Source organism: Marinobacter sp. R17, from assembly GCF_003789045.1.
In the GTDB taxonomy this organism is placed as follows: Bacteria; Pseudomonadota; Gammaproteobacteria; order Pseudomonadales; family Oleiphilaceae; genus Marinobacter_A; species Marinobacter_A mangrovi.
In genome coordinates this window covers 102121-125224 of the sequence record NZ_RHGZ01000001.1, presented here as the reverse complement: position 1 = coordinate 125224, position 23104 = coordinate 102121, and the positions used below count along the sequence as shown (strand labels likewise).

Sequence of the window (23104 nt, the reverse complement as noted above, 5' to 3'; positions counted from 1 at the left end):
GTCCAGGAGAAGGGGCCACTATGGCTGAATTTCAGACGACCGACGAAGGCTTTGAGCGCGTATCGCTGCGTGACTATACGGAGAAGGCGTATCTCGATTACTCCATGTACGTCATTCTGGATCGCGCGCTGCCCCACGTGGGCGACGGTCTGAAGCCGGTACAGCGGCGCATCATCTACGCCATGAGCGAACTGGGACTCAAGGCGACCGCCAAGTACAAGAAATCGGCCCGTACCGTGGGGGATGTGCTGGGTAAATTCCACCCTCATGGCGACAGCGCCTGTTACGAAGCCATGGTGCTCATGGCCCAGCCGTTCTCATACCGCTACCCGTTGATCGACGGGCAGGGCAACTGGGGCTCGCCGGATGATCCCAAGTCCTTTGCCGCGATGCGTTATACCGAATCCAGGCTGGCGCCGTTCTCGGAAGTCCTGCTCAGTGAGTTGGGGCAGGGCACGGTCGACTGGGTGCCGAACTTCGACGGCACCATGGACGAGCCCTCGAGTCTGCCAGCCCGTTTGCCCCACGTCTTGCTGAACGGCACCACCGGCATCGCGGTGGGGATGGCGACCGATATTCCGCCGCACAACGTCCGTGAAGTGACGTCGGCCTGTATTCGTCTGCTTGATGCGCCGGAAACGACGGTCGAACAGCTGTGTGAACACATCAAGGGCCCCGATTTCCCGACCCGCGCTGAAATCATTACGCCGCGCAAGGACCTGCGCCAGATGTACGAGACTGGCCGCGGCTCCCTGCGTATGCGTGCCAAATGGTCGCAGGAAAATGGTGAGATCGTGGTGACCGAACTGCCGCATCAGGTGTCTGGAGCCCGGGTGCTGGAGCAGATCGCCCAGCAGATGCAGGGCAAGAAACTGCCGATGGTGGCGGACCTGCGGGACGAGTCGGATCACGAAAACCCGACACGACTGGTGATCGTGCCCCGCTCCAATCGGGTGGATATGGACGGTCTGATGACCCACCTGTTCGCCAGCACGGATCTGGAGAAGACCTACCGGGTGAACCTGAACGTCATTGGCATCGATGGCCGCCCCCAGGTCAAGGATCTGCGGACCATGCTGACCGAGTGGCTCAGCTACCGCACCACCACCGTTCGCCGTCGACTGCAGTTCCGCCTCGACAAGGTGCTCTCGCGCCTGCATATCCTCGAGGGTTTGCTGGTTGCCTTCCTCAATATCGACGAAGTGATCGAGATCATTCGCTACGAGGACAAGCCCAAGGACGAACTGATTCGCCGCTTTAACCTGAGCGCTGATCAGGCCGAAGCCATCCTCGAGCTGAAATTGCGCCACCTGGCCAAGCTTGAGGAAATGAAGATCAAGGGCGAGCAGGCCGAGCTGTCCGAAGAGCGCGACCACCTGCAATCCATTCTGGGCTCTGAGTCCAGGCTGCGGGACCTGATCAAGTCCGAGCTGGAAGCCGATGCCGAGACCTTCGGGGACGAGCGCCGCTCGCCGATTGTCGAACGGGAAGAGGCGCGTGCCTTCAGTGAAGTGGACTTGGTCTCCAACGACCCGGTGACTGTGGTTCTGTCCGAGAAGGGTTGGGTGCGAGCGGCCAAAGGCCACGATATCGATCCGGAAGGCCTCAGCTACAAGGCCGGTGACCGCTTTGCCCTGTCCGCCCGGGGGCGTAACAACCAGCAGGCCATTTTCCTGGATTCCACTGGCCGGGCCTATGCCCTGATGGCGCACTCGCTGCCGTCTGCGCGTGGACAGGGTGAGCCGCTGACCGGTCGGATCAATCCGCCGTCCGGAGCCGGCTTTGCCGGGGTGCTGATGGGCGAGCAGAGCCAGCGGGTGCTCCTGGTCACCGATGGCGGCTACGGCTTCGTCACCAACCTGGAGAACATGATCAGCAAGAACCGAAACGGCAAGGCGGTGGTCAGCGTTCCCAAAGGGGCGCGCATCATGGCGCCGGTGACCGTGCCCAAAGGCGACGATCAGCATGTGGCGGCCATCACCAATGAAGGTCGAATGCTGGTGTTCCCGCTGGAAGAATTGCCGGAACTGGCGAAAGGTAAAGGCAACAAGATCATCAGTATTCCATCAGCCCGGGTCCAGAACCGGGAGGAATTCGTGGTGGCAATCGGCGTGTTCAGTGCAGCCGACCAGCTGCAGATTCAGGCCGGCAAGCGCAAGATGACGCTCCAGTTCAGTGATCTGGAGCACTACATCGGCGAACGTGGCCGGCGTGGACATAAGTTGCCCCGGGGGCTGCAGCGTGTCGACTCCCTGGAGATCGTTGCCGCCACACCGGTGCAACCGGAAGAGGGAGCCGACGAGAGTGAGTGAGCTGGTTCTGATCAACGTGTCCGGGCGCGATAAGCCTGGCCTCACCTCGGAAATTACCGGGATCATGGGGCGCTATGATGTGCGCATCCTGGACATCGGCCAGGCGGTGATCCACGACCATCTGACCTGGGGCATCCTGGCGGAAATCCCGGATGAATCGAACGCGCCGCACGTGATCCGGGATGTGATGTTTCGCCTGCATGCCCTGGATCTCCAGGTGCACTTCGCGCCGATCACGGAGGCGGAGTACCAGCAGTGGGCCGCCGGCCGTAACCGGGCCTGTTACATCGTGACGTTGCTGGCGCGTGACATCAAAGCCGAGCACATTGCCCGGGTGTCGGAGATTACCGCACGTCACGGCCTGAACATCGACAACATCACCCGGCTGTCTGCCCGCCCGTCGCTGAATCCGGCGGACAACCGCATTGCCTGCATCGAGTTTTCCGTACGGGGCACTCCGGACGATCTGGAAACGCTGCGCACGGATTTCCTCAAAATCGCCGGTGACCTGAATGTGGACATTGCTTTCCAGGAAGATTCCATCTTCCGGCGCAATCGCCGCCTCGTGGTGTTCGATATGGACTCCACGCTGATCGAGGCGGAAGTCATTGATGAGCTGGCCCGGGAGGCGGGCGTGGGCGATCAGGTGGCGGAGATTACCGAGAGAGCCATGCAGGGCGAGCTGGACTTCAGCGAGAGTTTTGCCGAGCGTCTGGCCCTGCTGAAGGGGCTGGATGAGGCGGTCCTGCAGTCGATTGCCGGGCGTTTGAAAATGACCGAAGGCGCCGAGCACTTGATTCGCACCCTGAAGGCACTGGGCTATCGTACCGCGATCCTGTCCGGTGGCTTTACCTACTTTGCCCGCTATCTGCAGGAGCGACTGGGGATTGATTTCGTGCACGCCAACGAGCTGGCGATCGAGGATGGCAAGGTCACCGGAGCGGTGTCCGGGCGTATCGTCGACGGTCAGCGCAAGGCCGAGTTACTGCTCGAAATTGCGGCGCGGGAAGGTGTGTCCCCGGAGCAGGTCATCGCGGTGGGTGACGGTGCAAACGATCTGCCGATGCTGAGTCAGGCGGGGCTGGGTGTGGCGTTCCGCGCGAAGCCGCTGGTCAAGGAATCGGCACGCCACTCCATTTCGACCCTGGGGCTGGATGCCATTTTGTACCTGATTGGGTTCCGCGAGAGTGATGCGGCCCATACGGTTAAGGCGACACAGTCCTAGAGTTCTGTCTGATCTTACGATCGAATGAGATGGGGAACGGCGGCGAGTGATGGTGGCTGAAGCCAATGAATACCATCGCTTCCGCCGCCCTAGAGGGCCATCCCTGGCCCGCTATTGCGGTCAAGGACATCCATGTCCTTTTCTCCAGCGATGGTATTCATTGGCTTCGATCAAGCCCGGAGGGTTAACGGGGCCCTGACGGGCCCATACCACCTGAACTTCAATTGGGGGCGAGAGTGGTCGTTGCGTGGGGACCGCTTACTGGTCCCCGAAGTCGTAATCCATCTCCGGCACCGGCGCCTGCAGGTAGTAACCCTGGATGTAGTTGACACCGGCTTGCCACAGGGTGGCGAGCACAGAGGCGTTTTCCACCAGCGGGATAATGGTCAGCTTGCCGTTGTTCTGCAGCGACGCCACCATTTCCTTCACCTCTTCCTTCACTTCGTCGCTCTTCTGGATTTCCTCGGTGAAGGAACCGTCGATCTTCACGTAATCCACATCCACATGCTTGAGCGTGTTGAAGGGGTTCAGGGCGCAGCCGAACTGGCAGATGGAGACCTTGCAGTGCAGCTCACGCAGGGTTTTGGCGAACTCCCGGGCCTGCTTCATGTAGTTGTTGGCATCGTCTTCGCGAAGCTGGAAAATCAGCGAATCACCCGGCAGGCGGGCGGCCTTGAGCGCCACGCTGAGCCAGGGTGTGAAGGTCTTGTCCTGGATTGTTTCGGCGGTGACGTTGAGGAACAGCCGTGTGTCATGACCCTTGGAGCGATGGCTGGCCAGGTGTTTGATCGTTTGCAGGATCACCCAGCGGTCGATCTTGGCTGCCATGTCCGACGGCCCGGTGGGCGGCAGGAAGTCATACGGTGAGACTTCCTCGCTGTCCTTGTCCAGCATGCGGACGAAGGCTTCGTAGTGTTCCTCGCCTTCGCCACGCAGGTTGATGATCGGCTGGAACAGCAGGCGGAAACGATCCTCGTCCAGGGCCTTCTGGATGGCCTCGACGGAGTTGTTGTCGTTAAGGCTCTCGTAGGTGGCCGGATTGTAGACCAATACGCCATTGCCGTTTTCGTGGCCTTCCAGCTTGCGCACTTCGGAAGACGCGGTGTGGGCACGGCCCAGCAGATCAGGTGCCTTGGGTGCATTCTCGGTGATGGCGGCGATACCGATGCTGACCGAGATCTGGACCGTCTTGCCGGAAATCTCGAACAGATGGTCTTCGATGCTCTTGCGGATCGACTCGCAGATGTCCGCCATGCGGTTTTCCTGGCAGGGCAGGGCGAGCAGGCAGAAGGCATCGTCGCTCAGGCGGGCCAGGGTCATGTTGTCGTCGACCGTGTCGCGCAGAATGTTGGCCACATCCCCCAGCATCAGGTCGGCGCCGGCGATGCCGACCTGGCCGCGGACCTGCATGAAGTTGTCCAGGGCGATGTAGGCGAGGCCGCCGGTTTCCTTGGATTCACCGGCCCTGACGATCACACGGCCCAACTCGTCCATCAGGTGCTGGCGGTTGTAGAGACCCGTCAGCAGATCCTGGGTGCTGATCTGTTTGAGTTTCTCTTCCAGCTCCGCGTTGTCCTGCTCCGGTTGCACCACAATCTGGGTGCAGGGCTCACCGTCGTAGGTGGCGGCCGACACGCGCATGACGATGTTCAGCTCGTTGCCGTCGCTGCGTTTGGCGACGCAGTTGAGGGCCATGCCGTCTTCCTTGTGCTCGGCAAAGGCCTTCATGAAGATCTTGTAGTCCTCATGGCTGGACGGGGCGAGCGTGTCGAGGATCGGGATGCAGATCATCTCGTCGATGTCGTCGTAGCCGAAGAAGTCCATGTAGGACTGGTTGGCGTAGATGTGCATCCCGTCGTTGATGTAGGCGATGGCGTCCTTGGAGCTTTCCAGCAGCAGCTGGCAGCGTTGCTCCGATTCACGCAGGTGCGATTCCAGGATGCGACGCTGGTTGCGCGCTTCCAGGCTGGCCAGTTCCCGGTTGACGGTCAGCATCACCAGATCTTTCTGGCCATCGGGGACCGCCGCCTTGGCACCCAGCTTCATCACCTGAATGGCGCGATCCGTGTTGAACTCCGGCGTGATCAGGATGAAGGGGATGTCTTTGTCCAGCCGCTTGATGAGCGACAGTGCAGCATCCGGGGACACTTCCTGATCCAGGTCCCGTGCCAGCATCAGGTCCCAGTTCGATGTCCGCAAGGCTTCTTCAAGATCTTCCTCGGAGGTGACCCGGTGTGCCCGGGTGGCCCGGCCGGAGTTCCTGAGGAGGCTGACCAGGGTTTCGGCATCGTTTTGGGAAGGGTCGAGGATCAGCAGATGAACCGTCGTATTCTTCTTCTGCATTCGTTAACCATCTCGCACAGCCCGTTCTTCCTCGATCCTTGGGAAAGAACGGTGATTTATTCGGGTGTCTCAGCGCTCAAGGCGAGCCTGTAGCAGAACGACGGCAACGATCCTGTGACGTCGGGCGATAACACTCAGGTTAGCACTCGACCGGCCCGATCGCGCCTGCGATTGTGTTCCCGACCGTAACCGGACGTTGTCGAAGGTGTTACGGCACCCGGACTGCGCCGTTCTGGCCGTGAGCCCGCACCGGCCAACGTAAGTCGATAAGGCCGATCTTGGGCAAGCTCGCCGACTGTGCAGCTTACAGGGAAGGCCAGAGAGAGTCGAATTCGTCTTCGCTGGTGTTGGGCCCCGGGCCTTCTGAGCTCTCACTGCTGGGGCTGCTGCTTTGCAGGCGCAGTTCGAATTGGCTGATGCTGCCGGTTGCCGATAGCCGCTTGGACAATTGACCGTTGTCTTCACGGTCGCCCTGGCGCAGCACGATCCGGCTGCCCTGTTGGAAGGGCAGGCGCGGCGTGATCAGGGTTGCGGGCTGACCGATCACAGACACCTCCGGTAACAGCAGGCCGCGCAGGAATTCGCTGCTGTTGCCGACTTTCTGGATCAGGCGCACACCGCACGGGGTGGCACTCGGTGCCAGTAATTCAACGCCGATCTGGGTGCCTTGTTGGCGCAGCTGACGGATCCAGCGGACGACAGCCACGCTCCAGGGATGAGAGGATTGCTCGCGAACGGCCAGCACTTCACCAGCTTGCAGAGACGGGGGCATCTCGCTGGTCCAGGACACGCAATAGCCCCCGGGACTGGTATTCACCAGGGGCGTCTTGTAGGTCTTCGGCCGGCTGCCGCCTTCATCGCGGGTGCCGGCGCTGGTCTTGAAGTTGATGGGAGTGTCCGCCGAGGACATGAAGTCGCCGGTCGGCGCCGCGTCGTGGGCGCCGGCCCAGGCGTCGTTATTGCGCTTGGCCCGGGCGATGAAATAGTTCTCCTCGTCGTCCGTGGTTGCGCCGCTCTCGATGAATGCCTTGAAGGACTTTTCGCCGGCGATGTAGTAGTGCGCGGCCGAGAGGCCCACGGCGACCTGCAACTCGCCCTGAGTGGTGATGCGCTTGAAGTTGCGCTTGGTCAGGACGCCGAAGGCCTGGGATAGATGCGCCAGCAGGTTTTCCGAGACGTTGGCCGGCATCGGCAGGGAATGACCGGCCTGCTTGTCCTTCTCGTTGCGGCGGTTCTGGTAATCGGCGATGTCCGCGGACAGCTCTACCGTGTTAAAGCCAAAACTGTCGCCATTCCGTTCTTCCGGGCCCAGCAGGCTGCTGTAGATCGGGGCCGCATCGCGCTCCATGTTCACCAGGAACAGCGACTCTTCGCCGACTTCCTGGGAACAGGTCACCCGGTCGGTCCAGCACTCAAACAGCTCATACGCTTGCACCAGCTCATTCTGGCGCAGCTGGTTCGGTCTCGCGCACCCCAGTAGCAAGAGGCGCTTGTAGGCATCTGCAATGGTGTTGCTCTGGCGGTGCATCAGGTTTTCGTCTTCGACCTGAGCGTCATACAGTTTGTTGCGCAGCGCAAAACGGTAGACACGGTGGCATTCCAGCCAGCTTCGGGTCGGGCTCGGGCAGTAAAGCTGATGCGCGCGCAGGATGGTCTGCCCCAGGTCGGTCACGATGCGGTGGCACGCCATGGCAATGGTCTTGCGGTTCTTGTCGATGGCGCCGCTGTCGAGCAATTCAATCAGCGTGGTTTTGTAGCCATTGGCCAGGTGCAGCTGCAGGGCCTGGGACAGGTTGGCAATCTTACGCTGTTTGTCGGGCAGGGCGATCGCCAGTCCCAGATAATGCCGGGACAGCTCCTTGCACACGAAGTTGATGCGGTGGCGGATCAGCTCAAGCAGGGCCAGGCGTTGCTGCGGCGCGATAATCAGCTGGTTGAGTTCAATAATCGCGTGGTACAGCTGACGGGAAGTCTCACCAATATTGGCCACAGGCAAAGCGCCGACCCACCGGCCAAAGGCTTTGGGTGTCGCATCGCAGAAAGACAGGTTTGCTATCTTCTGTTCCGGTAGCGTGAGCTCAGGTTTTAAAGTCATACCGTCCGTATGCCCCTCTGCCTTGGGCGAATTGGCGCTTACACCGTCCCTTGATGCGTCGCTTTTGTTGGCGCGTCTCAGCTTTGATGAGCGGCGAGAAAAAGACCGGAAATACATATCTTTATATACCTCACCACGACTTTAAAATAGCAAAGACCATTCACAAAGCCAGAAACCTGCAAGTTGACATTGTTTGACAAAAAAGCCGATGCACCCGCCCGAACGCCCCATTCTCAAGGCTTTTGCGACGCTTTTGAAGACACTCCGAGGCGGTTTTACGGTCAACCGATTGTCGAATTCTGGACCTGGGTCACAGGTTGAGCGGTGTCTTGCTGGCTTCTCCCGGCACTTCCCGCACCAGTCGCGGCACCAGGAAGCCAGGCAGGCGTGTCAGTAAGTCGCGAACCAACTGCCGGGCCTGATCGTCGCTGACGTCGAAATGCGCTGCCCCGGCCACCGGATCGAAGGCATGCAGGTAATAGGGGAGAATGCGGGCGGCAAACAGTGATTCGCTGAGTTCCGCCAGGGTGTCGGCGTCATCGTTGACGCCGCGCAGGATGACGCTCTGGTTGAGGAGGGTGGCGCCCGCCTCCTGCAAGCGGCGCATGGCCGCCCGGACGGCGTCATCGATTTCCCGGGGATGATTGATGTGGACGACGATGACCTTTTGCATCGGCAGGCCTTCAAACCAGGCCAGCATGGCGTCATTGACGCGCTGGGGGATGACCACCGGCAGGCGGGTGTGAATGCGCAAGCGGGTGAGGTGCGGAATGGCGGCCAGATCGGCGGCCCAGTCGGCCAGCCGGTTGTCGTTCACGGCCAGAGGGTCGCCGCCGCTGAAGATGACCTCATTGATCTCAGGGCTGGCATGGAGTGTGGCGAGGGCCTCGGTTCTGGCATCGGGCGAGAGCCGGTTGTCGGCATAGGGGAAATGACGACGGAAGCAGTAGCGGCAATTAATGGCGCAGGTGCCGGTAACCATCAGCAGGGCGCGACTGCGATACTTACGGATCAGCCCCTGTTGCAGTGTGTGCTCGGCCTCTTCCAGCGGATCGGTGACGTAACCGGGCGCCGGCTGGCCCTCCGCATCCAGCGGCAGGACCTGACGCAGCAGCGGGTCGTCCGGGTCGCCAGGGGTCATGCGTTGGAGAAACGGCCGGGGAACCCGGATGCTGAACAGCCGGTCACCGGCACGAGCGCCGGCCAGCAGATGATCCGGCAGGCCCAGCTCCCGAAGCAGCTGCTCCGGATTGTTGATGGCGCGAGCCAGCTCCTGCTGCCAGGTGAGTTCGGAATCGGTAACGTCCCGGGCTTCTACCGGGGTGGGGGTTCGCTGTATCATGAGCCCCTTTGAATTTCCAACAGCGATTTTTCAGGTGAGATTTTCATGGCTTCGTATTCTACCAATGAATTCCGCGGTGGTCTTAAGGTTTTGCTGGACGGCGACCCGTGTGTGATCCTCGAGAACGAATTCGTCAAGCCCGGCAAGGGCCAGGCGTTCAACCGCGTCAAGCTGCGCAACCTGATGAGCAACCGGGTCTGGGAGCGCACCTTCAAGTCCGGCGAGAGCCTGGAAGCGGCAGACGTCATGGACCAGGAGATGGAATATCTCTACACCGACGGCGAATTCTGGCACTTCATGGCCACCGACGGTTCCTTCGAACAGCACCCGGCCGACGAGAAGGCGGTGGGCGACACCATGAAGTGGCTCAAGGAGCAGGACGTCTACACCGTCACGCTCTATAACGGTACCCCACTGTCGGTGACACCCCCCAACTTTGTCGAACTGGAAGTGGTCGACGCCGATCCGGGCATGAAAGGTGACACCGCCCAGGGTGGCTCCAAACCGGCGACCCTGTCCACCGGCGCGGTGGTCAACGTGCCGCTGTTCATCGTCATTGGTGAAGTGTTGAAAGTAGACACCCGTTCCGGCGAATACGTGAGCCGGGTCAAAACCAACTGATCCGGATATGTCCCGGGAATCGGACTGGCAGCCAACAGCGTCCTGGACCGCCCTGCGCGAGCGGGCCGGGCTGTTGTCCTACCTGAGGCAGTTCTTTGCCGCCCGTGATGTGCTGGAAGTGGAAACCCCGCTGCTGGCCCGTCACGGCGTCTCTGATCTCCATCTCGACTGTATTACGGCCCATCCGGGCCCGGCGTCCGATTTTCCGGGCGGTACGGTCTATCTGCAGACCTCCCCTGAATACCACATGAAACGCCTACTGGCTGCGGGCAGTGGTGCCATCTATCAGGTGTTTCGGGCGTTCCGCGATGGCGAGCGCGGCGTGCGCCACAATCCGGAATTCTCGCTGCTGGAATGGTATCGGCCGGATTTTGACGATCGGGCCCTGATGGATGAAGTCGGTGAGCTGGTGTGTGGCTGGCTGGGTATTGATGCGCCCGCACGGCTCACGTACCGCGAGGTGTTCCTGCAGCACGTCGGTCTCGATCCCTTTACGCTACCGCTGGATGAGCTGCGCGATGCGGTGTCCGGACGGGCCGGCAATCCGGTGTTTGCAGACAATTTCGATCGCGATACCTGCCTCGACTTTCTGATGACTCATGCGGTTGAGCCCGCACTCGTGGGCGAGGGTGCGGTGTTTATTCATGACTATCCCGCCAGCCAGGCCGCGCTGGCGCGTACCCGGGACGCTGGCGGATGCGCCGTGGCCCACCGCTTTGAGCTGTATCTCGATGGGTTGGAGCTGTGCAACGGCTATTGGGAGCTGACGGACGCGGCGGAACAGGCGCGCCGCTTCGAGGCGGATAACGCCTTGCGGCGGGCGCACGGCAAGCCCGAAATGGCTGCGGACGACTATTTGCTGGAGGCGCTCCGGCATGGCTTGCCCGCGTGTTCGGGCGTGGCCCTGGGGCTGGACCGTTTGTTGATGTGCAAGCTGGGAACACGAGACATCCGGGATGTCGTCGCGTTCCCCATCGAGCGGTCTTAGACCACTTTCGAGCCGATCCGCTGGCCCATACGCAGCACCGATTCAGGACCCAGTTCATCCGACCACTGCATCACATCCTTCGGGAACAGCAGGATGACGGTTGAACCCAGTCGGAAACGGCCCATCTCGTCCCCTTTATCGAACCGGATCGGTTTGTCGGCACTGTAGTCCACGCTGCTGACCCCGTCCGTGCCCGGTGCCACGACGCCGGCCCAGGTGGTTTCCACGCTGCCGACGATCATCGCGCCGACGTGCACCATGGCCATCGGCCCCCATTCCGTGTCGAACAGGGTGACGACCCGCTCGTTGCGGGCGAACAGGTTGGGTACGTTGGCGGCCGTGACGGGATTGACGGAGAACAGCCGGCCCGGCACGTAGGCCATTTCCTTGAGGGTGCCCGCCAGCGGCATGTGGATGCGGTGGTAGTCCTTGGGCGCCAGGTAGATGGTGGCGAACTCGCCGCCGGCAAACGGTTTGGCGCGCTGTTCGTCGCCGCCCAGCAGTTCGGTCAGGTTGAACGACTGCCCCTTGGCCTGGAAGATGCGGCCGTCCTTGATGGCACCGAGTTGGCTGATGGCGCCGTCCACGGGGCTGGTCAAGGCATCCGGCGCTTCATCGACGGGGCGCATCCCGGATTTCAGGGCCCGGGTGAAGAAGTCGTTAAACGTGGCATAGGATGCGGGGTCGGCATCGACCGCTTCGCTCATATCGACGCCATAGCGCTCGATGAACCAGCGGACGACCCGGTTCTTCAGGGCCGGCACCTGATCGTTGTCGGCCAGTCGTCCGGCCAGTCGCGACAGCCCAAGCTGGGGCGTCAGGTACTGGCTCATCACAAAGAGCTTGTCTCGCATCGGTTCTAGATCTCCACAGGTGTGTCAGGATGGTTGCCCCACTCGGCCCAGGAGCCCGCATAGGCGCGCACCCGCGGATAGCCGAGCACCTTGGCCACCAGGTAGGTCAGGCCGGACCGGTGGTGGGTCTGGCAGTGAGTGATCAGGGTGTTGGCCTCGCCGATCCCCTGGGCAGCGAGCAGCGCACGCAGGTCGTCTGACGGGCGCAGGCGGAAGTGGCGTGCCGGATCCATAAGCCGGGTCCACTCCAGATTGCGGGCACCGGGAATATGGCCTGCCTTGGCAGCGGCAATGCGGGTGCCAAGGTATTCCTCCGGTGATCGGGCGTCCCAGATCACCGGGTCATCTGCGTCCAGGCCATTCAGCACTTCCTCCAGCGTCGCGGTGGGTTCCGGATGCACCACAATCGGATAGTGCCCTGGTGTTGGCTCGGGGGCGTCAGTGGACAGCGGGTGGCCCTCCGCCTGCCAGGCAATCCAGCCGCCATTCAGGTAGCTGTAGCGGGTGTGGCCAATGCAGTCGAGCAGCCAGATAAAACGCCCGGCCCAGCCGCCACCTTCGTCGTCGTAGACCACCACATGGGTGTCCGGGGTCAGCCCGATGCGCGTGGTTAATGCCTGCAGCGCCTCGACCGTCGGCAACTTGCCCGGCGCCGGCGGATAGCCCAGCAGGGTCTCCTGAGGATGCACATAGACGGCCCCCGGAAGGTGCCCGCCCATGTAACGCTGGGGGTGGCAGAGGTCGATCAACAGAAGGTTGTGCCCGGACGCCAGCAGGGGTTCCAGGTCGTCCGGTTCGATAATCAGGGGCAGCGTCTGCATACGCGTCTCAGCGGGCCGTTCGGGGTTTGGGCGCATCTTAACAGATTGGCGGCAGGACGGGTGGCGTTGGCGCCGGACACTGAGCAAGGTGTTTTTTTCGCGATACTTTCAGGCTCTTGCTATGATTCCCGAAAATCAGAAACATCTGAAACGTCTTTTACGCGCGTCCTGTTAGGGTTTCGGAGGCAGTCTCCGATGTAGCCGGTTTGTGCCGGCGGGCAGGCAGTTCAGGGAGCAGTTTTTACCGCTATGGCCTTAATACTCGGTGCGATCATCGTTTTTGCCTGTGTGCTGGGCGGCTTCGTCTTGTCCAAGGGGCAGCTGATGGCGCTGTGGCAGCCGCTGGAGGTGTTGATCATCTTCGGGGCGGCAGCTGGCGCGTTCATCATTTCCAACCCGATGCACACCATCAAGGAAACCGTCGCCGGCATCCTGCGATTGCTGACGGGTTCTCCGTTCAATAAAGCCTTTTATCTGGATTTGCTCAGCCTGCTCTATGACCTGTTTGACAAGTCGCGGAAGCAGGGGGTGATGGCCATCGAGGAAGATATTGATAACCCCGCCGAGAGCCAGATCTTCACCCGTTACCCGGCGGTGATGAAATCGTCCAAGCTGCTCGCCTTCGTGACCGACTACATGCGCATTATCAGCGCCGGGAACATGGCGCCCCACGAGCTTGAAGGCCTGATGGACAAAGAGCTGGATAATCGTGAACTGGAACTGAATGAACCGTCCCATGCGCTGGCCAAGGTCGCGGATGCGCTGCCGGGGCTGGGGATCGTGGCGGCGGTCCTGGGGATTGTCATCACCATGAGTCTGTTGGGTGGTCCGCCCGAGATGATCGGGCATAAGGTGGCCGCGGCACTGGTGGGGACGTTCCTGGGTATTTTTATGGGTTATGGTTTCGTGGGGCCGACCTCCACCGCCATGGAGCACCAGGCGCAATACGAGCTGCGTGCTTACGAGTGTGCCAAGGCTGCCATTCTGGCGACCGTCTCCGGGCAGGCCCCGCAGATGGCGGTCGAGTTTGGTCGCAAGGCGTTACCCAGTGACAAACGCCCTGGTTTCCAGGAACTCAACGACCATGTGCGTTCCAAGTAACCGCACCGGATTCGTCGTAACGGGGCACTGAGGTCCGTCGTGGAAGAGCAACCCATCATCGTCAAACGCGTCAAGAAGGTGTCCGGGGGGCATCACGGTGGCGCCTGGAAAGTCGCTTTTGCCGATTTCGCAACGGCGATGATGGCCTTTTTCATGGTGCTTTGGTTGACCATGACCGCAACGCCGGAGGAAAAACAGGCGATCTCCGGTTACTTCAAGGACCCGGTCGGTTACATGGACGCCGCCAGCCGCAATCCGATCGATCTGGGCGGCAGCGCGTCGGTGGTGGATTCCACCAGCGAGGATGTGGCGGATTCCCAGATCAAGCTGGAAGATCAGACCATTGAGGACATGGCCGATACCCTGGAACAGAAACAGATGCAGCAGCTGTTTCAGGACCTCAAGGACCAGATTGAAAGCAGTGAGACGCTGCAGAAGTTCAAGGACCAACTGCTGATCGACATTACTGACGAGGGGTTGCGGATCCAGATCGTGGACCGCTCCAAGCGTCCGATGTTCGACAGCGGCAGCGCCCGTCTCAAATACTATTCCCAGGATATCCTGTTCGAACTGGCCAAGCCGCTGAGCGAGGTCAACAACAAACTCAGCATTACCGGTCACACGGATGCCACGCCATTTGTCGGGCGCCCCGGCTATACCAACTGGGAGCTGTCGGCGGACCGGGCCAATACGGCGCGGCGGGCGTTGGTTGCCGGCGGCGTGCGGCCTGAGCAGATTGGCAAGGTGGTTGGGTTGAGTGATTCGGTGTTGTTCGACAAGGACCACCCGCAGGCACCGGTTAACCGGCGTATCGCGATTATCGTGCTGAACAAGAAAGCCGAGCAGGAAATCCAGTCCGATTCCGGCGCCAATGCCCAGCCGGTGATCGATCTGACGGCGCCGACCGAGGAACAGTCCCAGGAAGCTCAGAAGAAACTGGAATCCGGCGACTGGTTCAAGCAACCCCCCGAGCCGGATGCCGGTGAGGTGAACTGGTAAGGCTCAGGACGCCTGTCAGCGGCGCCTTACCAGTCTGAATTCTCGATTTCGGTATAGATACGGCGAAAGCTCTGCATGCGCTCCAGGCTGATCTCGCCTTTCTCTTCCGCCTCCAGCAGGGCGCAGCCCGGTTCGGACTGATGCCGGCAGTTGCGGAAACGGCAGGTGCCGATCAGCGGCCGGATTTCACGGAAGCCGTATTCCAGGTGCGCCACATCCATATGCCAGAGCCCGAATTCCCGGATGCCTGGGGAGTCGATCAGGTTGCCGCCGCAATCAAGATGGAACAGGCGGGCGGTGGTGGTCGTGTGGACGCCTTTGCCGGTGCTTTCGGACACGGCGCCGATCCGGATGCTCTCATCCCCCAGCAGTCGTCGGATAATGGACGACTTGCCCACGCCGGACTGGCCGACAAACACGCTGGTCTGTTCTTTCAGCAGGTTGTCGATGGTGCGGTCGTCTTCCGGGGCCTTGTGGGCGGACGTCTGCTCGATTCGATAGCCGAGCAGGGCGTATCGGTCGAGTAGCGCCTCGATATCGGCCCGGTTGCCGTCGTGAATCAGGTCGGTCTTGTTGAGCAGCAGGACCGGCGTGATGTCGCAGTTTTCCGCCGCCACCAGGTAGCGGTCGATGAGGTTGTCGTGGGGTTCCGGCTCAGGCGCAATCACCAGGATGATCTGATCGATGTTGGCGGCCACCGGCTTGAGCTGGCCGAACTTGTCCGGGCGCTGGAGCAGGTTGTCCCGCTCCTGCAGCGCCACGATCACGCCAAGATCGTTGGACCCGGGGCACCAGACGACCCGGTCGCCGGTCACCAGTGACCCCAGGTTGGCCCGGACGTGGCAGCGAATCACCTCGCCCCGGTGTTCGCCTTCCAACGCCTCCACATCAATCTGCTTGCCAAAATGAGCGATGATCAGGCCGCTTTGCTCGTCGCCCAGCTCCCCGGCCTGTAGTTGGCGGTCGATGTCTCGATCCCGGCGTGAAGCCCGCGCAGCGCGTTCTTCCTGGATTTTTTCGATGCGCCACTTCTGCTGCCTGTTAAGCCGACGTTTTGCCATGGAGTCCGTCTTTGTCTGCTGGATTTCTGCCTGTCCGGGTAAGTGTGCCATGATAGCAACGCTCCGGTGCGCCGATTATACGGGGCCGCCGGCGACCATTCACACCGTCTTGGCATCTTTTAAGCAGGAGTACCTTCATGGCTGCAACCGATCGGCTGGTCTGGATTGATCTGGAAATGACCGGACTGGATCCCGACAAGGAGCACATTATCGAGATCGCCACCATCGTCACCGACTCCGATCTCAATACCATTGCCGAAGGGCCTGTGATTGCCATCCACCAACCGGACAGCGTGCTTGAGGCGATGGACGAGTGGTGTACCCGGACCCACGGTGAAAGCGGGCTGACCCAGCGGGTCAAGGACAGCGCCGTGTCGGAAGTCGACGCCGAGCAGCAGACGCTCGAATTCCTGGCGGAGCATCTGGAAAGCGGTCAGTCACCGCTGTGCGGTAACAGCATCGGTCAGGATCGCCGCTTCCTCGTGCGCTATATGCCGGCACTGGAGGCGTTCTTCCACTACCGCAACCTGGACGTCAGTACGATCAAGGAACTGGCCCGTCGCTGGCGGCCGGATGTGCTGGAAGGCGTGAAGAAAAAGGGTTCGCATCTGGCTCTGGACGATATTCGCGACTCGATCGAAGAGCTGCGCCACTACCGCGAGCATTTCTTCCGCCTTCAATAAGGCTCGATGTCGTGCCGGCGCAAAGCCCAATGCACGTGCTCGCGAACCAGGGCCGACGGATGGTCGGCCCGCTGTTTCAGCGCCTCGATCACAGGAATGGTTGACGGCGCGTTGCCCAGTCCCACCGCCAGGTTGCGTAGCCAGCCTTCATAGCCGGTACGCCGAATGGCCGAGCCTTCGGTCCGTTTGAGGAATTCTGCTTCCGTCCACAGGAACAGCTCGGCCAGCTCGCTGTTGTCGAGGTGATGCCGTGGCTGGAAGTCATCCTTGTCCGTTGGTTTGCTGAACTTGTTCCAGGGGCACACCAGCTGGCAGTCATCACAGCCGAAGACGCGGTTGCCCATTGTGGCGCGTAAATGCTCCGGAATAGAGCCCTTGAGTTCGATGGTCAGATAGCTGATACAGCGCCGGGCATCGAGCTGATACGGCCCGTCGAAGGCATCCGTTGGGCAGACGTCCAGGCAGGCCGAGCAGCTGCCGCAGTGTTCTGTGGTGAATGGCTCATCGACCGGCAGCGGCGCACTGGTGAAAATTTCCCCCAGAAAAAAGAACGAGCCGGCTTTCGGGTGGATCAGCATGGTGTTCTTGCCGATCCAGCCCAGGCCGGCGCGCTGGGCCAGCGCCCGTTCCAGAACCGGCGCGCTGTCGACGAACGCGCGGTGGTTGTGCCCGGCCAGCGCCTCGTCAATGCGACGGGCCAACTGGGCAAGGCGTTTGCGGACCAGCTTGTGGTAGTCGCGCCCCAGCGTATAACGGGAGATATAGGCTTTCTCCCGATTCTGCAGCACTTGGGCCGGACTGTCCGGGGAGGGCAGGTAATCCATGCGCACGGAAATGACCCGGCGGGTGCCCGGCACCAGCTCATCGGGCCGATGACGTTTGGCGCCATGGTCGGCCATGTAGCTCATCTCACCGTTCATCCCTGCGTCCAGCCAGGCCTTCAACCGCGCGCCATGGGCGCCGGTATCGGCGTCATTGATCCCGACTGCCTGAAAGCCCAGTTCATAGGCCCAGTCGCGGATTTGGTCGGCCAAATTGTCGAGGGTTGTGGTTAACATTGATTAAGTTATGACCTTTCGGTTCATTTTGCTATGCTTAACAGGCATCTGGCCGGATGAGTTCAACCGGATTCTGTTTATCGGATCATGAGGTGATGGATAGCCCCATGTGTGCTGCTGCTAACGCCAGTTTACCAGAGAGCCTGTACGCTGCGGATGGGGTGCGGGCGCTCGATCGTTGTGCCATTGATGAATGGGGCACACCCGGATTTGAATTGATGCAGCGCGCGGCACGCTCGGCCTTTCGTCAGCTGGCCCGGCACTGGCCGGACGCACGCCGGGTGCTGGTGCTTTGCGGCGCCGGCAATAACGGCGGCGACGGTTATCTGGTGGCGGCTTCCGCCCAGCGTCAGGGGCTTTCGGTGCAGTGCCTGGCAGTGGCCGATCCGGCCAAGCTCAAGGGAGATGCCGCGACCGCATACGAGGCGGCCGAGGACGCGGGAGTCTCCATTAAGCGTTACGACGGTTCATCGGCGGCGCTGCTGACCGATGCCATTGCGGAGGCCGACATCGTCGTCGATGCGATGTTGGGGACCGGCATTACCGGTGCGTTGCGGTCGCCCTTCGATCAGGCCATTGCCGCTCTGAACGAGAGTGGCAGGCCGGTACTTGCGGTGGACGAGCCCTCCGGGCTTGACGCGACCACGGGTTGGATTGAGACGGATGCCGTCAATGCGACAGTCACCGTCACGTTTATTGGCCTCAAGGCCGGGTTACTGACCGGTCGTGGGCCGGATGTCGCGGGAGACGTCGTGTTCGACGATCTGGGCGTCGACCCGGCCGTCTACGACCGGGTGCCGGCAGTGGCCCGGCGTGCGGACTGGTGTATCGAGGCCCGATGGCTGCCGGTGCGCCGACGCGGGGCACACAAGGGGGACTGTGGTCATCTGCTGGTGATCGCCGGCGAACGGGGATTTGGCGGTGCGGCCCTGCTGGCGTCGGAAGCGGCGGCCCGCACCGGGGCCGGTCTGGTAACTCTGGCGACGCGGCCGGAGCATGTCAGTGCCGCCCTGACGCGTTGCCCGTCGCTGATGGTGCATGGCCTGACCCACGGCAACGAACTGGATGCGCTGCTGGCCAAAGCCGACGGCATAGTCTTCGGCCCCGGAGCCGGGCAGGGTGCCTGGGGGCAGCAAATGCTGCAGCGCGTCATGGCTTTTGACGGGCCGGTCCTGATGGATGCGGATGCCCTGAATATGCTGTCGTCACGGGCGCCCGGCAAGCACAACAACTGGATTATGACGCCCCATCCGGGCGAGGCGGCCCGGCTGTTGGGCGTGGCCAATGCCGTGATCAACCGCGACCGGCTAAATGCCGTGGCGCAGTTGGAACAGCGCTACGGCGGCGTCATTTTGCTCAAAGGCGCAGGCACGCTGGTTCTGGCCGACGATATGGAGCGGCCGGCTCTGGTTCAGGGCGGCAACCCGGGTATGGCAACTGGCGGTATGGGCGATGTGCTCTCGGGGATCATCGGCTCGCTGGCGGTGCAGGGATTGAGTCCGTCCCGGGCGGCGGTGATGGGAGCCAGTCTTCATGCGGAAGCGGCGGACCGTGCCGCGCAGGACAAAGGGTTCATGGGATTGTTGCCGATGGATCTGATCGATCGGTTGCCAACGGTGCTCGGTGAGGCCGAGGGCATCTTGCCGCACTGTCGTTAAACCGGCCCGGAAATGGTTCATTAAGATACAGATAAAGGAGTTCGCAGGGCGTGAGCGGGGCGGGAAACACGGTGCAGGAAAATGACCGGATCAGCGTGCGACTGCCGGACGAGTCGGCCACCTTGCAGTTCGGTGCACTGGTGGTTCAGGCGGTTCGCTCCGTCGGTGACGGTGTGGTCCTGCACCTGACGGGCAACCTGGGAGCCGGTAAGACGACGTTCAGCCGTGGTTTTATCCAGGGGCTGGGGCATGCCGGCGCGGTGAAAAGCCCCACCTACACGCTGGTCGAACCCTATGAGGAGCTGGAGCCTCCCGTTTACCATTTCGACCTGTATCGCCTGGGCGACCCGGAAGAACTGGAATACATGGGCATCCGCGATTATCTCGCTGAGGGCGCCTTATGCCTGATCGAATGGCCGGAGCGGGGCGCTGGCGTGCTCCCGGAACCGGACGGCGTGATCGAGTTGGCGCTGGCCGGCGAGGGACGCGAAGCCCGGTTTACGGCAACAACGCCGGCCGGACATCGATTATTGGAACGTTTACGCGCCAGTCTGACCAACGGTTGGCTGGCCTGAAGTTATTTTTTAGGGATTGAGCAGGGTGAATCGCGGTATGCAGCATCTCCTGACCAGAATCACAGTATGGCCTCTGCTGGCGGCGCTCTGGCTCGTGGCCGGTCACGCCCAAGCAGAGACCAACGTACAGGGGGCCCGGATCTGGCCGGCGCCGGATCATACACGGCTGGTGCTGGACATGGGGGGCGAGGTGGATCATTCGATCTTCACGCTCGATAATCCCTCGCGTCTGGTCATCGACATCAAGAACACCCGGCTGAAAACCAGCCTCGGTCGGCTGGATCTGTCCGGCAGCCCGATTCGCCGCATTCGCAGCGCGCCCCGCAACGGCGATGACCTGCGCGTGGTGCTGGACCTCAAACATTCGGTGGAACCCCGGAGTTTCCAGCTGGCCCCCAACGATGAATATGGCAATCGCCTGGTCGTGGATTTGCTCGAACCGGGCGGCGGTCAGGACGAGGCGCCCAGTAAACCGGTGTTGTCCGAGGATCCGAACGGCAAGCGGGACATCATCGTGATGGTGGATCCCGGCCACGGCGGGGAAGACCCGGGGGCCAGTGGGCCCGACGGTACCCACGAGAAGGATGTGGTGCTGCCGCTGGCGCGGCGACTGCAGGCGCTCATCTCGGCCCAGCCTGGCTTCACGGCCAAGCTCACCCGCAACGGTGACTATTACATCGGCCTGCGTCAGCGCACGTTGCTGGCCCGTAAGGAAAATGCGGACCTGTTCATCTCCATCCACGCCGATGCCTTCCGGTCGCCCCAGCCGCGTGGTGCCTCGGTCTTCGCCCTGTCACGGCGGGGTGCGACCAGTGAAACCGCCCGCTGGCTGGCCCGCAACGAGAACCAGTCGGACCTGATCGGCGGCGTGGGTGGTGTCTCGCTGGACGACAAGAGCGAAGTGCTTGCCGGCGTGCTTCTGGATCTGTCCATGACGGCCAGCATCAACGCGTCGGTGGGTGTTGGCGATCACGTCCTCGGCAACCTCCGGCGCGTCACGCACCTGCACAAGCCGGGTGTCGAGCAGGCGGCGTTTGTGGTGCTGAAATCTCCGGATATCCCGTCGATTCTGGTGGAGTCGGGGTTCATCTCCAATCCGCAGGAGGAGCGCAACCTCAAGTCGGCCAGCTATCGCAACAAGCTGGCTCATGCCATCTGGGAAGGGGTGTCCTCCTATTTTGAGGATACGCCGCCTCCAGGGACGCTGCTGGCCTGGCAAAAGCGGCATAACGGCGCCATAGCCTCCTATCGCATTCGCCGGGGCGATACCCTGTCCGGCGTGGCGCGGCGTAATTCGACAACGGTCAATCGCCTCAAGGAGCTGAATAACCTGTCCAGCGACCAGGTGGTGATTGGCCAGATGCTCAAGATTCCCACCTCCTAAGACGTAAAGTTATGGCGGCGGGCCTGAGATCTCGGGCCCGTCTTTGCTATGATGTGCCGCTCAGGAATTCATCGAGAGGCGCACCGTTCCCCATGTCCGAGATCCGACTGCTCAGCCCCCGCCTTGCCAACCAGATCGCCGCCGGTGAAGTCGTTGAACGGCCGGCGTCCGTGGTCAAGGAACTTGTCGAGAATGCGCTGGACGCCGGTGCCGAGCGGGTCGAAGTGGACATCGAGCAGGGGGGCGTCAAGCTGATCCGCGTGCGGGATACCGGCTCCGGTATTGCCGAATCCGACCTGCCGCTGGCATTGAGTCGGCATGCCACCAGCAAGATCGTCGATCTGGATGACCTCGAGGCGGTGGCGTCTCTCGGCTTTCGCGGTGAGGCTCTGGCCAGTATCAGTTCCGTTTCCCGCCTTTCCCTGACGTCCCGCACCGAGGGCAACGATGCGGCGGCCCGGGTGGAGGTTGAAGGGCGTGATATGGACGCTCGTATCTCGCCGGCGGCTCATCCCGTCGGCACCACCGTTGAAGTGCGGGATCTGTTTTTCAATACGCCGGCCCGGCGTAAATTCCTGCGCACGGAAAAGACGGAATTCGGCCACATTGAGGAGTGCGTGCGACGCCAGGCTCTGGCCCGCTTCGAGACCGGCTTTACCCTGCGTCACAATCAACGCGCCATCCAGAGCCTGCGGCCGGCCATGACGCCGCTCGACAAGGAGCGCCGGATCGGCGCCCTGTGTGGCCAGCAGTTTATCGACAACGCCGTGGTCATCGATGCCGAGGTCTCGGGGCTGCGCCTGTGGGGCTGGGTGGCGCTGCCGACCTTCTCCCGCAGTCAGGCGGATCTCCAGTATTTCTTCGTCAACCATCGCGTAATCCGCGATCGTCTGGTAGCCCACGCCGTGCGCCAGGCCTACCGCGATGTGCTGTATAACAACCGGCATCCGGCGTTCGTGCTGTATCTGGAGCTGGACCCGGCTAATGTGGACGTGAACGTTCACCCCACCAAGCACGAGGTGCGTTTCCGGGATGGCCGACTGGTGCATGATTTTATCTTCCGCACCCTGCATCGCGCTCTTGGCGAGGTGAAGCCCCAGGATCACATGCACGGCGCCGTGGCCCAGTCGCTGAGTCGGGAGGCCGGTTATAGCGGGACTCCGGATAGCCAGCCAGCGCCTGTTGCCAGTGCTCCCTACGGCGCGAGCGCCGGTGGCCAGGCCTATGGCGGTCAGAAGCCGGTGGCCTGGGAGGCGCAGGACCAGATGGCGTTCTACCAGTCGCTCAATGCCGGCGGGGGCACGGCAGAAGCCGCAGCATCGCCGGCGACCGCTGTGGCTGAGGCGCCCCAGAGCTTTGCCCAGCCCATGCCGACGCCGCCCCAGGACAGCGAAGCGGAGCCGCCCCTGGGATACGCCATCGCCCAGTTGCATGGCATCTACATACTGGCCCAGACCCGCCAGGGTATGATTGTGGTCGACATGCACGCTGCTCATGAGCGGATCACCTACGAGCGCATGAAAACGGCGCTGGATGCCCAGGATCTGAAAAGCCAGCCGCTGCTGGTGCCTGTGACCCTGGCCGTGAGCCAGCGTGAAGCCGGCGTTGCGGAGAGCCACGTTGAGGAGCTGCAGTCGCTGGGCCTGCAAATCGAGCGGATGGGGCCGGAAACCCTGGTAGTCCGGCAAATTCCTGCGCTGCTGCGGGGGGCAGACACCGAGCAGCTGGTACGCGATGTGGTCTCCGACCTCATGGAACACGGTCAGTCCGACCGGGTGAAAGCTGTCACCAACGAACTGTTGGGCACCATGGCTTGCCACGGCTCGGTGCGGGCCAACCGCCAACTGACCATTCCCGAGATGAATACCCTGTTGCGGGATATGGAAGCCACCGAGCGCAGTGGCCAGTGCAACCACGGTCGTCCGACCTGGACCCTGGTCACGATGGGCGAGCTGGACAAACTGTTCCTGCGTGGTCGCTGATC

General features: G+C 61.9%; 18 protein-coding genes. 11 read left to right on the top strand and 7 right to left on the bottom strand.

Annotated features, from left to right (window positions below):
- Nucleotides 1-20 precede the first annotated feature (20 nt).
- Both parC and serB read left to right on the top strand, forming a co-directional pair.
- Nucleotides 21-2312, top strand: a complete 2292-nt coding sequence (parC, locus tag EB809_RS00580; RefSeq protein ID WP_123632627.1) for a DNA topoisomerase IV subunit A — start codon at nt 21-23, stop codon at nt 2310-2312.
- A complete protein-coding gene (gene serB / locus EB809_RS00575; protein ID WP_123632626.1) occupies nt 2305-3537 on the top strand; it encodes a phosphoserine phosphatase SerB in 1233 nt (410 codons plus the stop codon). The genes parC and serB overlap by 8 nt, the downstream gene beginning before the upstream one ends.
- Nucleotides 3538-3795: 258 nt before the next feature.
- Here serB and EB809_RS00570 read toward each other — a convergent pair whose 3' ends face one another.
- The 3 genes from EB809_RS00570 to epmB all read right to left on the bottom strand — a co-directional run bounded on the left by EB809_RS00570 (nt 3796) and on the right by epmB (nt 9317).
- The gene (locus tag EB809_RS00570) at nt 3796-5880 is read right to left on the bottom strand and encodes an EAL domain-containing protein (RefSeq protein WP_123632625.1); all 2085 of its coding nucleotides are present in this window, start codon (nt 5878-5880) and stop codon (nt 3796-3798) included.
- Between the two features lie 304 nt (nt 5881-6184).
- Nucleotides 6185-7975 carry a GTPase gene (locus EB809_RS00565; protein WP_123632624.1) on the bottom strand — a complete coding sequence of 597 codons (1791 nt, stop codon included), beginning with the start codon at nt 7973-7975 and terminating at the stop codon, nt 6185-6187.
- A gap of 310 nt (nt 7976-8285) precedes the next feature.
- The gene (gene epmB / locus EB809_RS00560) at nt 8286-9317 is read right to left on the bottom strand and encodes an EF-P beta-lysylation protein EpmB (protein ID WP_123632623.1); all 1032 of its coding nucleotides are present in this window, start codon (nt 9315-9317) and stop codon (nt 8286-8288) included.
- 45 nt (nt 9318-9362) lie between these two features.
- Here epmB and efp point away from each other — a divergent pair, with 45 nt between their 5' ends.
- A complete protein-coding gene (gene efp / locus EB809_RS00555; protein WP_123632622.1) occupies nt 9363-9938 on the top strand; it encodes an elongation factor P in 576 nt (191 codons plus the stop codon).
- A 7-nt stretch (nt 9939-9945) separates the two neighbouring features.
- Nucleotides 9946-10926 carry an EF-P lysine aminoacylase EpmA gene (gene epmA / locus EB809_RS00550; protein WP_123632621.1) on the top strand — a complete coding sequence of 327 codons (981 nt, stop codon included), beginning with the start codon at nt 9946-9948 and terminating at the stop codon, nt 10924-10926.
- Here the strand turns inward: epmA and asd are convergent.
- Together asd and EB809_RS00540 are read right to left on the bottom strand one after the other, a co-directional pair.
- The gene (gene asd, locus EB809_RS00545) at nt 10923-11780 is read right to left on the bottom strand and encodes an archaetidylserine decarboxylase (RefSeq protein WP_123632620.1); all 858 of its coding nucleotides are present in this window, start codon (nt 11778-11780) and stop codon (nt 10923-10925) included. The genes epmA and asd overlap by 4 nt on opposite strands.
- 5 nt (nt 11781-11785) lie before the next feature.
- Nucleotides 11786-12601, bottom strand: coding sequence for a sulfurtransferase (locus tag EB809_RS00540; protein ID WP_123632619.1), 816 nt, complete (start codon nt 12599-12601; stop codon nt 11786-11788).
- A 249-nt stretch (nt 12602-12850) separates the two neighbouring features.
- Between EB809_RS00540 and motA the strand changes: the two genes are divergently transcribed.
- Entirely contained in the window at nt 12851-13702 is an 852-nt protein-coding gene (gene motA / locus EB809_RS00535) for a flagellar motor stator protein MotA (protein ID WP_123632618.1), read from the top strand.
- Nucleotides 13703-13741: 39 nt separating this feature from the next.
- Nucleotides 13742-14701, top strand: a complete 960-nt coding sequence (gene motB / locus EB809_RS00530) for a flagellar motor protein MotB (RefSeq protein WP_123632617.1) — start codon at nt 13742-13744, stop codon at nt 14699-14701.
- Between the two features lie 26 nt (nt 14702-14727).
- Here the strand turns inward: motB and rsgA are convergent, their stop codons facing one another.
- The gene (rsgA, locus tag EB809_RS00525) at nt 14728-15762 is read right to left on the bottom strand and encodes a small ribosomal subunit biogenesis GTPase RsgA (RefSeq protein ID WP_123632616.1); all 1035 of its coding nucleotides are present in this window, start codon (nt 15760-15762) and stop codon (nt 14728-14730) included.
- Between the two features lie 137 nt (nt 15763-15899).
- Here rsgA and orn point away from each other — a divergent pair, with 137 nt between their 5' ends.
- A complete protein-coding gene (gene orn / locus EB809_RS00520; protein ID WP_123632615.1) occupies nt 15900-16445 on the top strand; it encodes an oligoribonuclease in 546 nt (181 codons plus the stop codon).
- Here the strand turns inward: orn and queG are convergent.
- Entirely contained in the window at nt 16439-17503 is a 1065-nt protein-coding gene (gene queG / locus EB809_RS00515) for a tRNA epoxyqueuosine(34) reductase QueG (RefSeq protein WP_123632614.1), read from the bottom strand. The genes orn and queG overlap by 7 nt on opposite strands.
- Before the next feature lie 107 nt (nt 17504-17610).
- Here queG and EB809_RS00510 point away from each other — a divergent pair, with 107 nt between their 5' ends.
- The 4 genes from EB809_RS00510 to mutL all read left to right on the top strand — a co-directional run bounded on the left by EB809_RS00510 (nt 17611) and on the right by mutL (nt 23102).
- Nucleotides 17611-19161 carry an NAD(P)H-hydrate dehydratase gene (locus EB809_RS00510; RefSeq protein WP_123632613.1) on the top strand — a complete coding sequence of 517 codons (1551 nt, stop codon included), beginning with the start codon at nt 17611-17613 and terminating at the stop codon, nt 19159-19161.
- A gap of 50 nt (nt 19162-19211) precedes the next feature.
- A complete protein-coding gene (gene tsaE / locus EB809_RS00505) occupies nt 19212-19736 on the top strand; it encodes a tRNA (adenosine(37)-N6)-threonylcarbamoyltransferase complex ATPase subunit type 1 TsaE (RefSeq protein ID WP_223807752.1) in 525 nt (174 codons plus the stop codon).
- A gap of 37 nt (nt 19737-19773) precedes the next feature.
- The gene (locus EB809_RS00500; RefSeq protein WP_123632612.1) at nt 19774-21120 is read left to right on the top strand and encodes an N-acetylmuramoyl-L-alanine amidase; all 1347 of its coding nucleotides are present in this window, start codon (nt 19774-19776) and stop codon (nt 21118-21120) included.
- Nucleotides 21121-21212: 92 nt separating this feature from the next.
- Nucleotides 21213-23102 (top strand): DNA mismatch repair endonuclease MutL, encoded by a 1890-nt coding sequence (gene mutL, locus EB809_RS00495; RefSeq protein WP_123632611.1) that lies wholly within the window; start codon nt 21213-21215, stop codon nt 23100-23102.
- Nucleotides 23103-23104: the final 2 nt, after the last annotated feature.

What these genes read in the sequence shown, in the direction of transcription:
- EB809_RS00500 (WP_123632612.1), top strand. Translation starts at nt 19,774, where the DNA reads ATGCAGCATCTCCTGACCAGAATCACAGTATGGCCTCTGCTGGCGGCG.
- motA (WP_123632618.1), top strand. Translation starts at nt 12,851, where the DNA reads ATGGCCTTAATACTCGGTGCGATCATCGTTTTTGCCTGTGTGCTGGGC.
- EB809_RS00565 (WP_123632624.1), bottom strand. Translation starts at nt 7,975, where the DNA reads ATGACTTTAAAACCTGAGCTCACGCTACCGGAACAGAAGATAGCAAAC.
- queG (WP_123632614.1), bottom strand. Translation starts at nt 17,503, where the DNA reads ATGTTAACCACAACCCTCGACAATTTGGCCGACCAAATCCGCGACTGG.
- EB809_RS00510 (WP_123632613.1), top strand. Translation starts at nt 17,611, where the DNA reads ATGTGTGCTGCTGCTAACGCCAGTTTACCAGAGAGCCTGTACGCTGCG.
- rsgA (WP_123632616.1), bottom strand. Translation starts at nt 15,762, where the DNA reads ATGGCAAAACGTCGGCTTAACAGGCAGCAGAAGTGGCGCATCGAAAAA.
- EB809_RS00540 (WP_123632619.1), bottom strand. Translation starts at nt 12,601, where the DNA reads ATGCAGACGCTGCCCCTGATTATCGAACCGGACGACCTGGAACCCCTG.
- epmA (WP_123632621.1), top strand. Translation starts at nt 9,946, where the DNA reads ATGTCCCGGGAATCGGACTGGCAGCCAACAGCGTCCTGGACCGCCCTG.
- EB809_RS00570 (WP_123632625.1), bottom strand. Translation starts at nt 5,880, where the DNA reads ATGCAGAAGAAGAATACGACGGTTCATCTGCTGATCCTCGACCCTTCC.
- asd (WP_123632620.1), bottom strand. Translation starts at nt 11,780, where the DNA reads ATGCGAGACAAGCTCTTTGTGATGAGCCAGTACCTGACGCCCCAGCTT.
- epmB (WP_123632623.1), bottom strand. Translation starts at nt 9,317, where the DNA reads ATGATACAGCGAACCCCCACCCCGGTAGAAGCCCGGGACGTTACCGAT.
- parC (WP_123632627.1), top strand. Translation starts at nt 21, where the DNA reads ATGGCTGAATTTCAGACGACCGACGAAGGCTTTGAGCGCGTATCGCTG.
- orn (WP_123632615.1), top strand. Translation starts at nt 15,900, where the DNA reads ATGGCTGCAACCGATCGGCTGGTCTGGATTGATCTGGAAATGACCGGA.
- efp (WP_123632622.1), top strand. Translation starts at nt 9,363, where the DNA reads ATGGCTTCGTATTCTACCAATGAATTCCGCGGTGGTCTTAAGGTTTTG.
- mutL (WP_123632611.1), top strand. Translation starts at nt 21,213, where the DNA reads ATGTCCGAGATCCGACTGCTCAGCCCCCGCCTTGCCAACCAGATCGCC.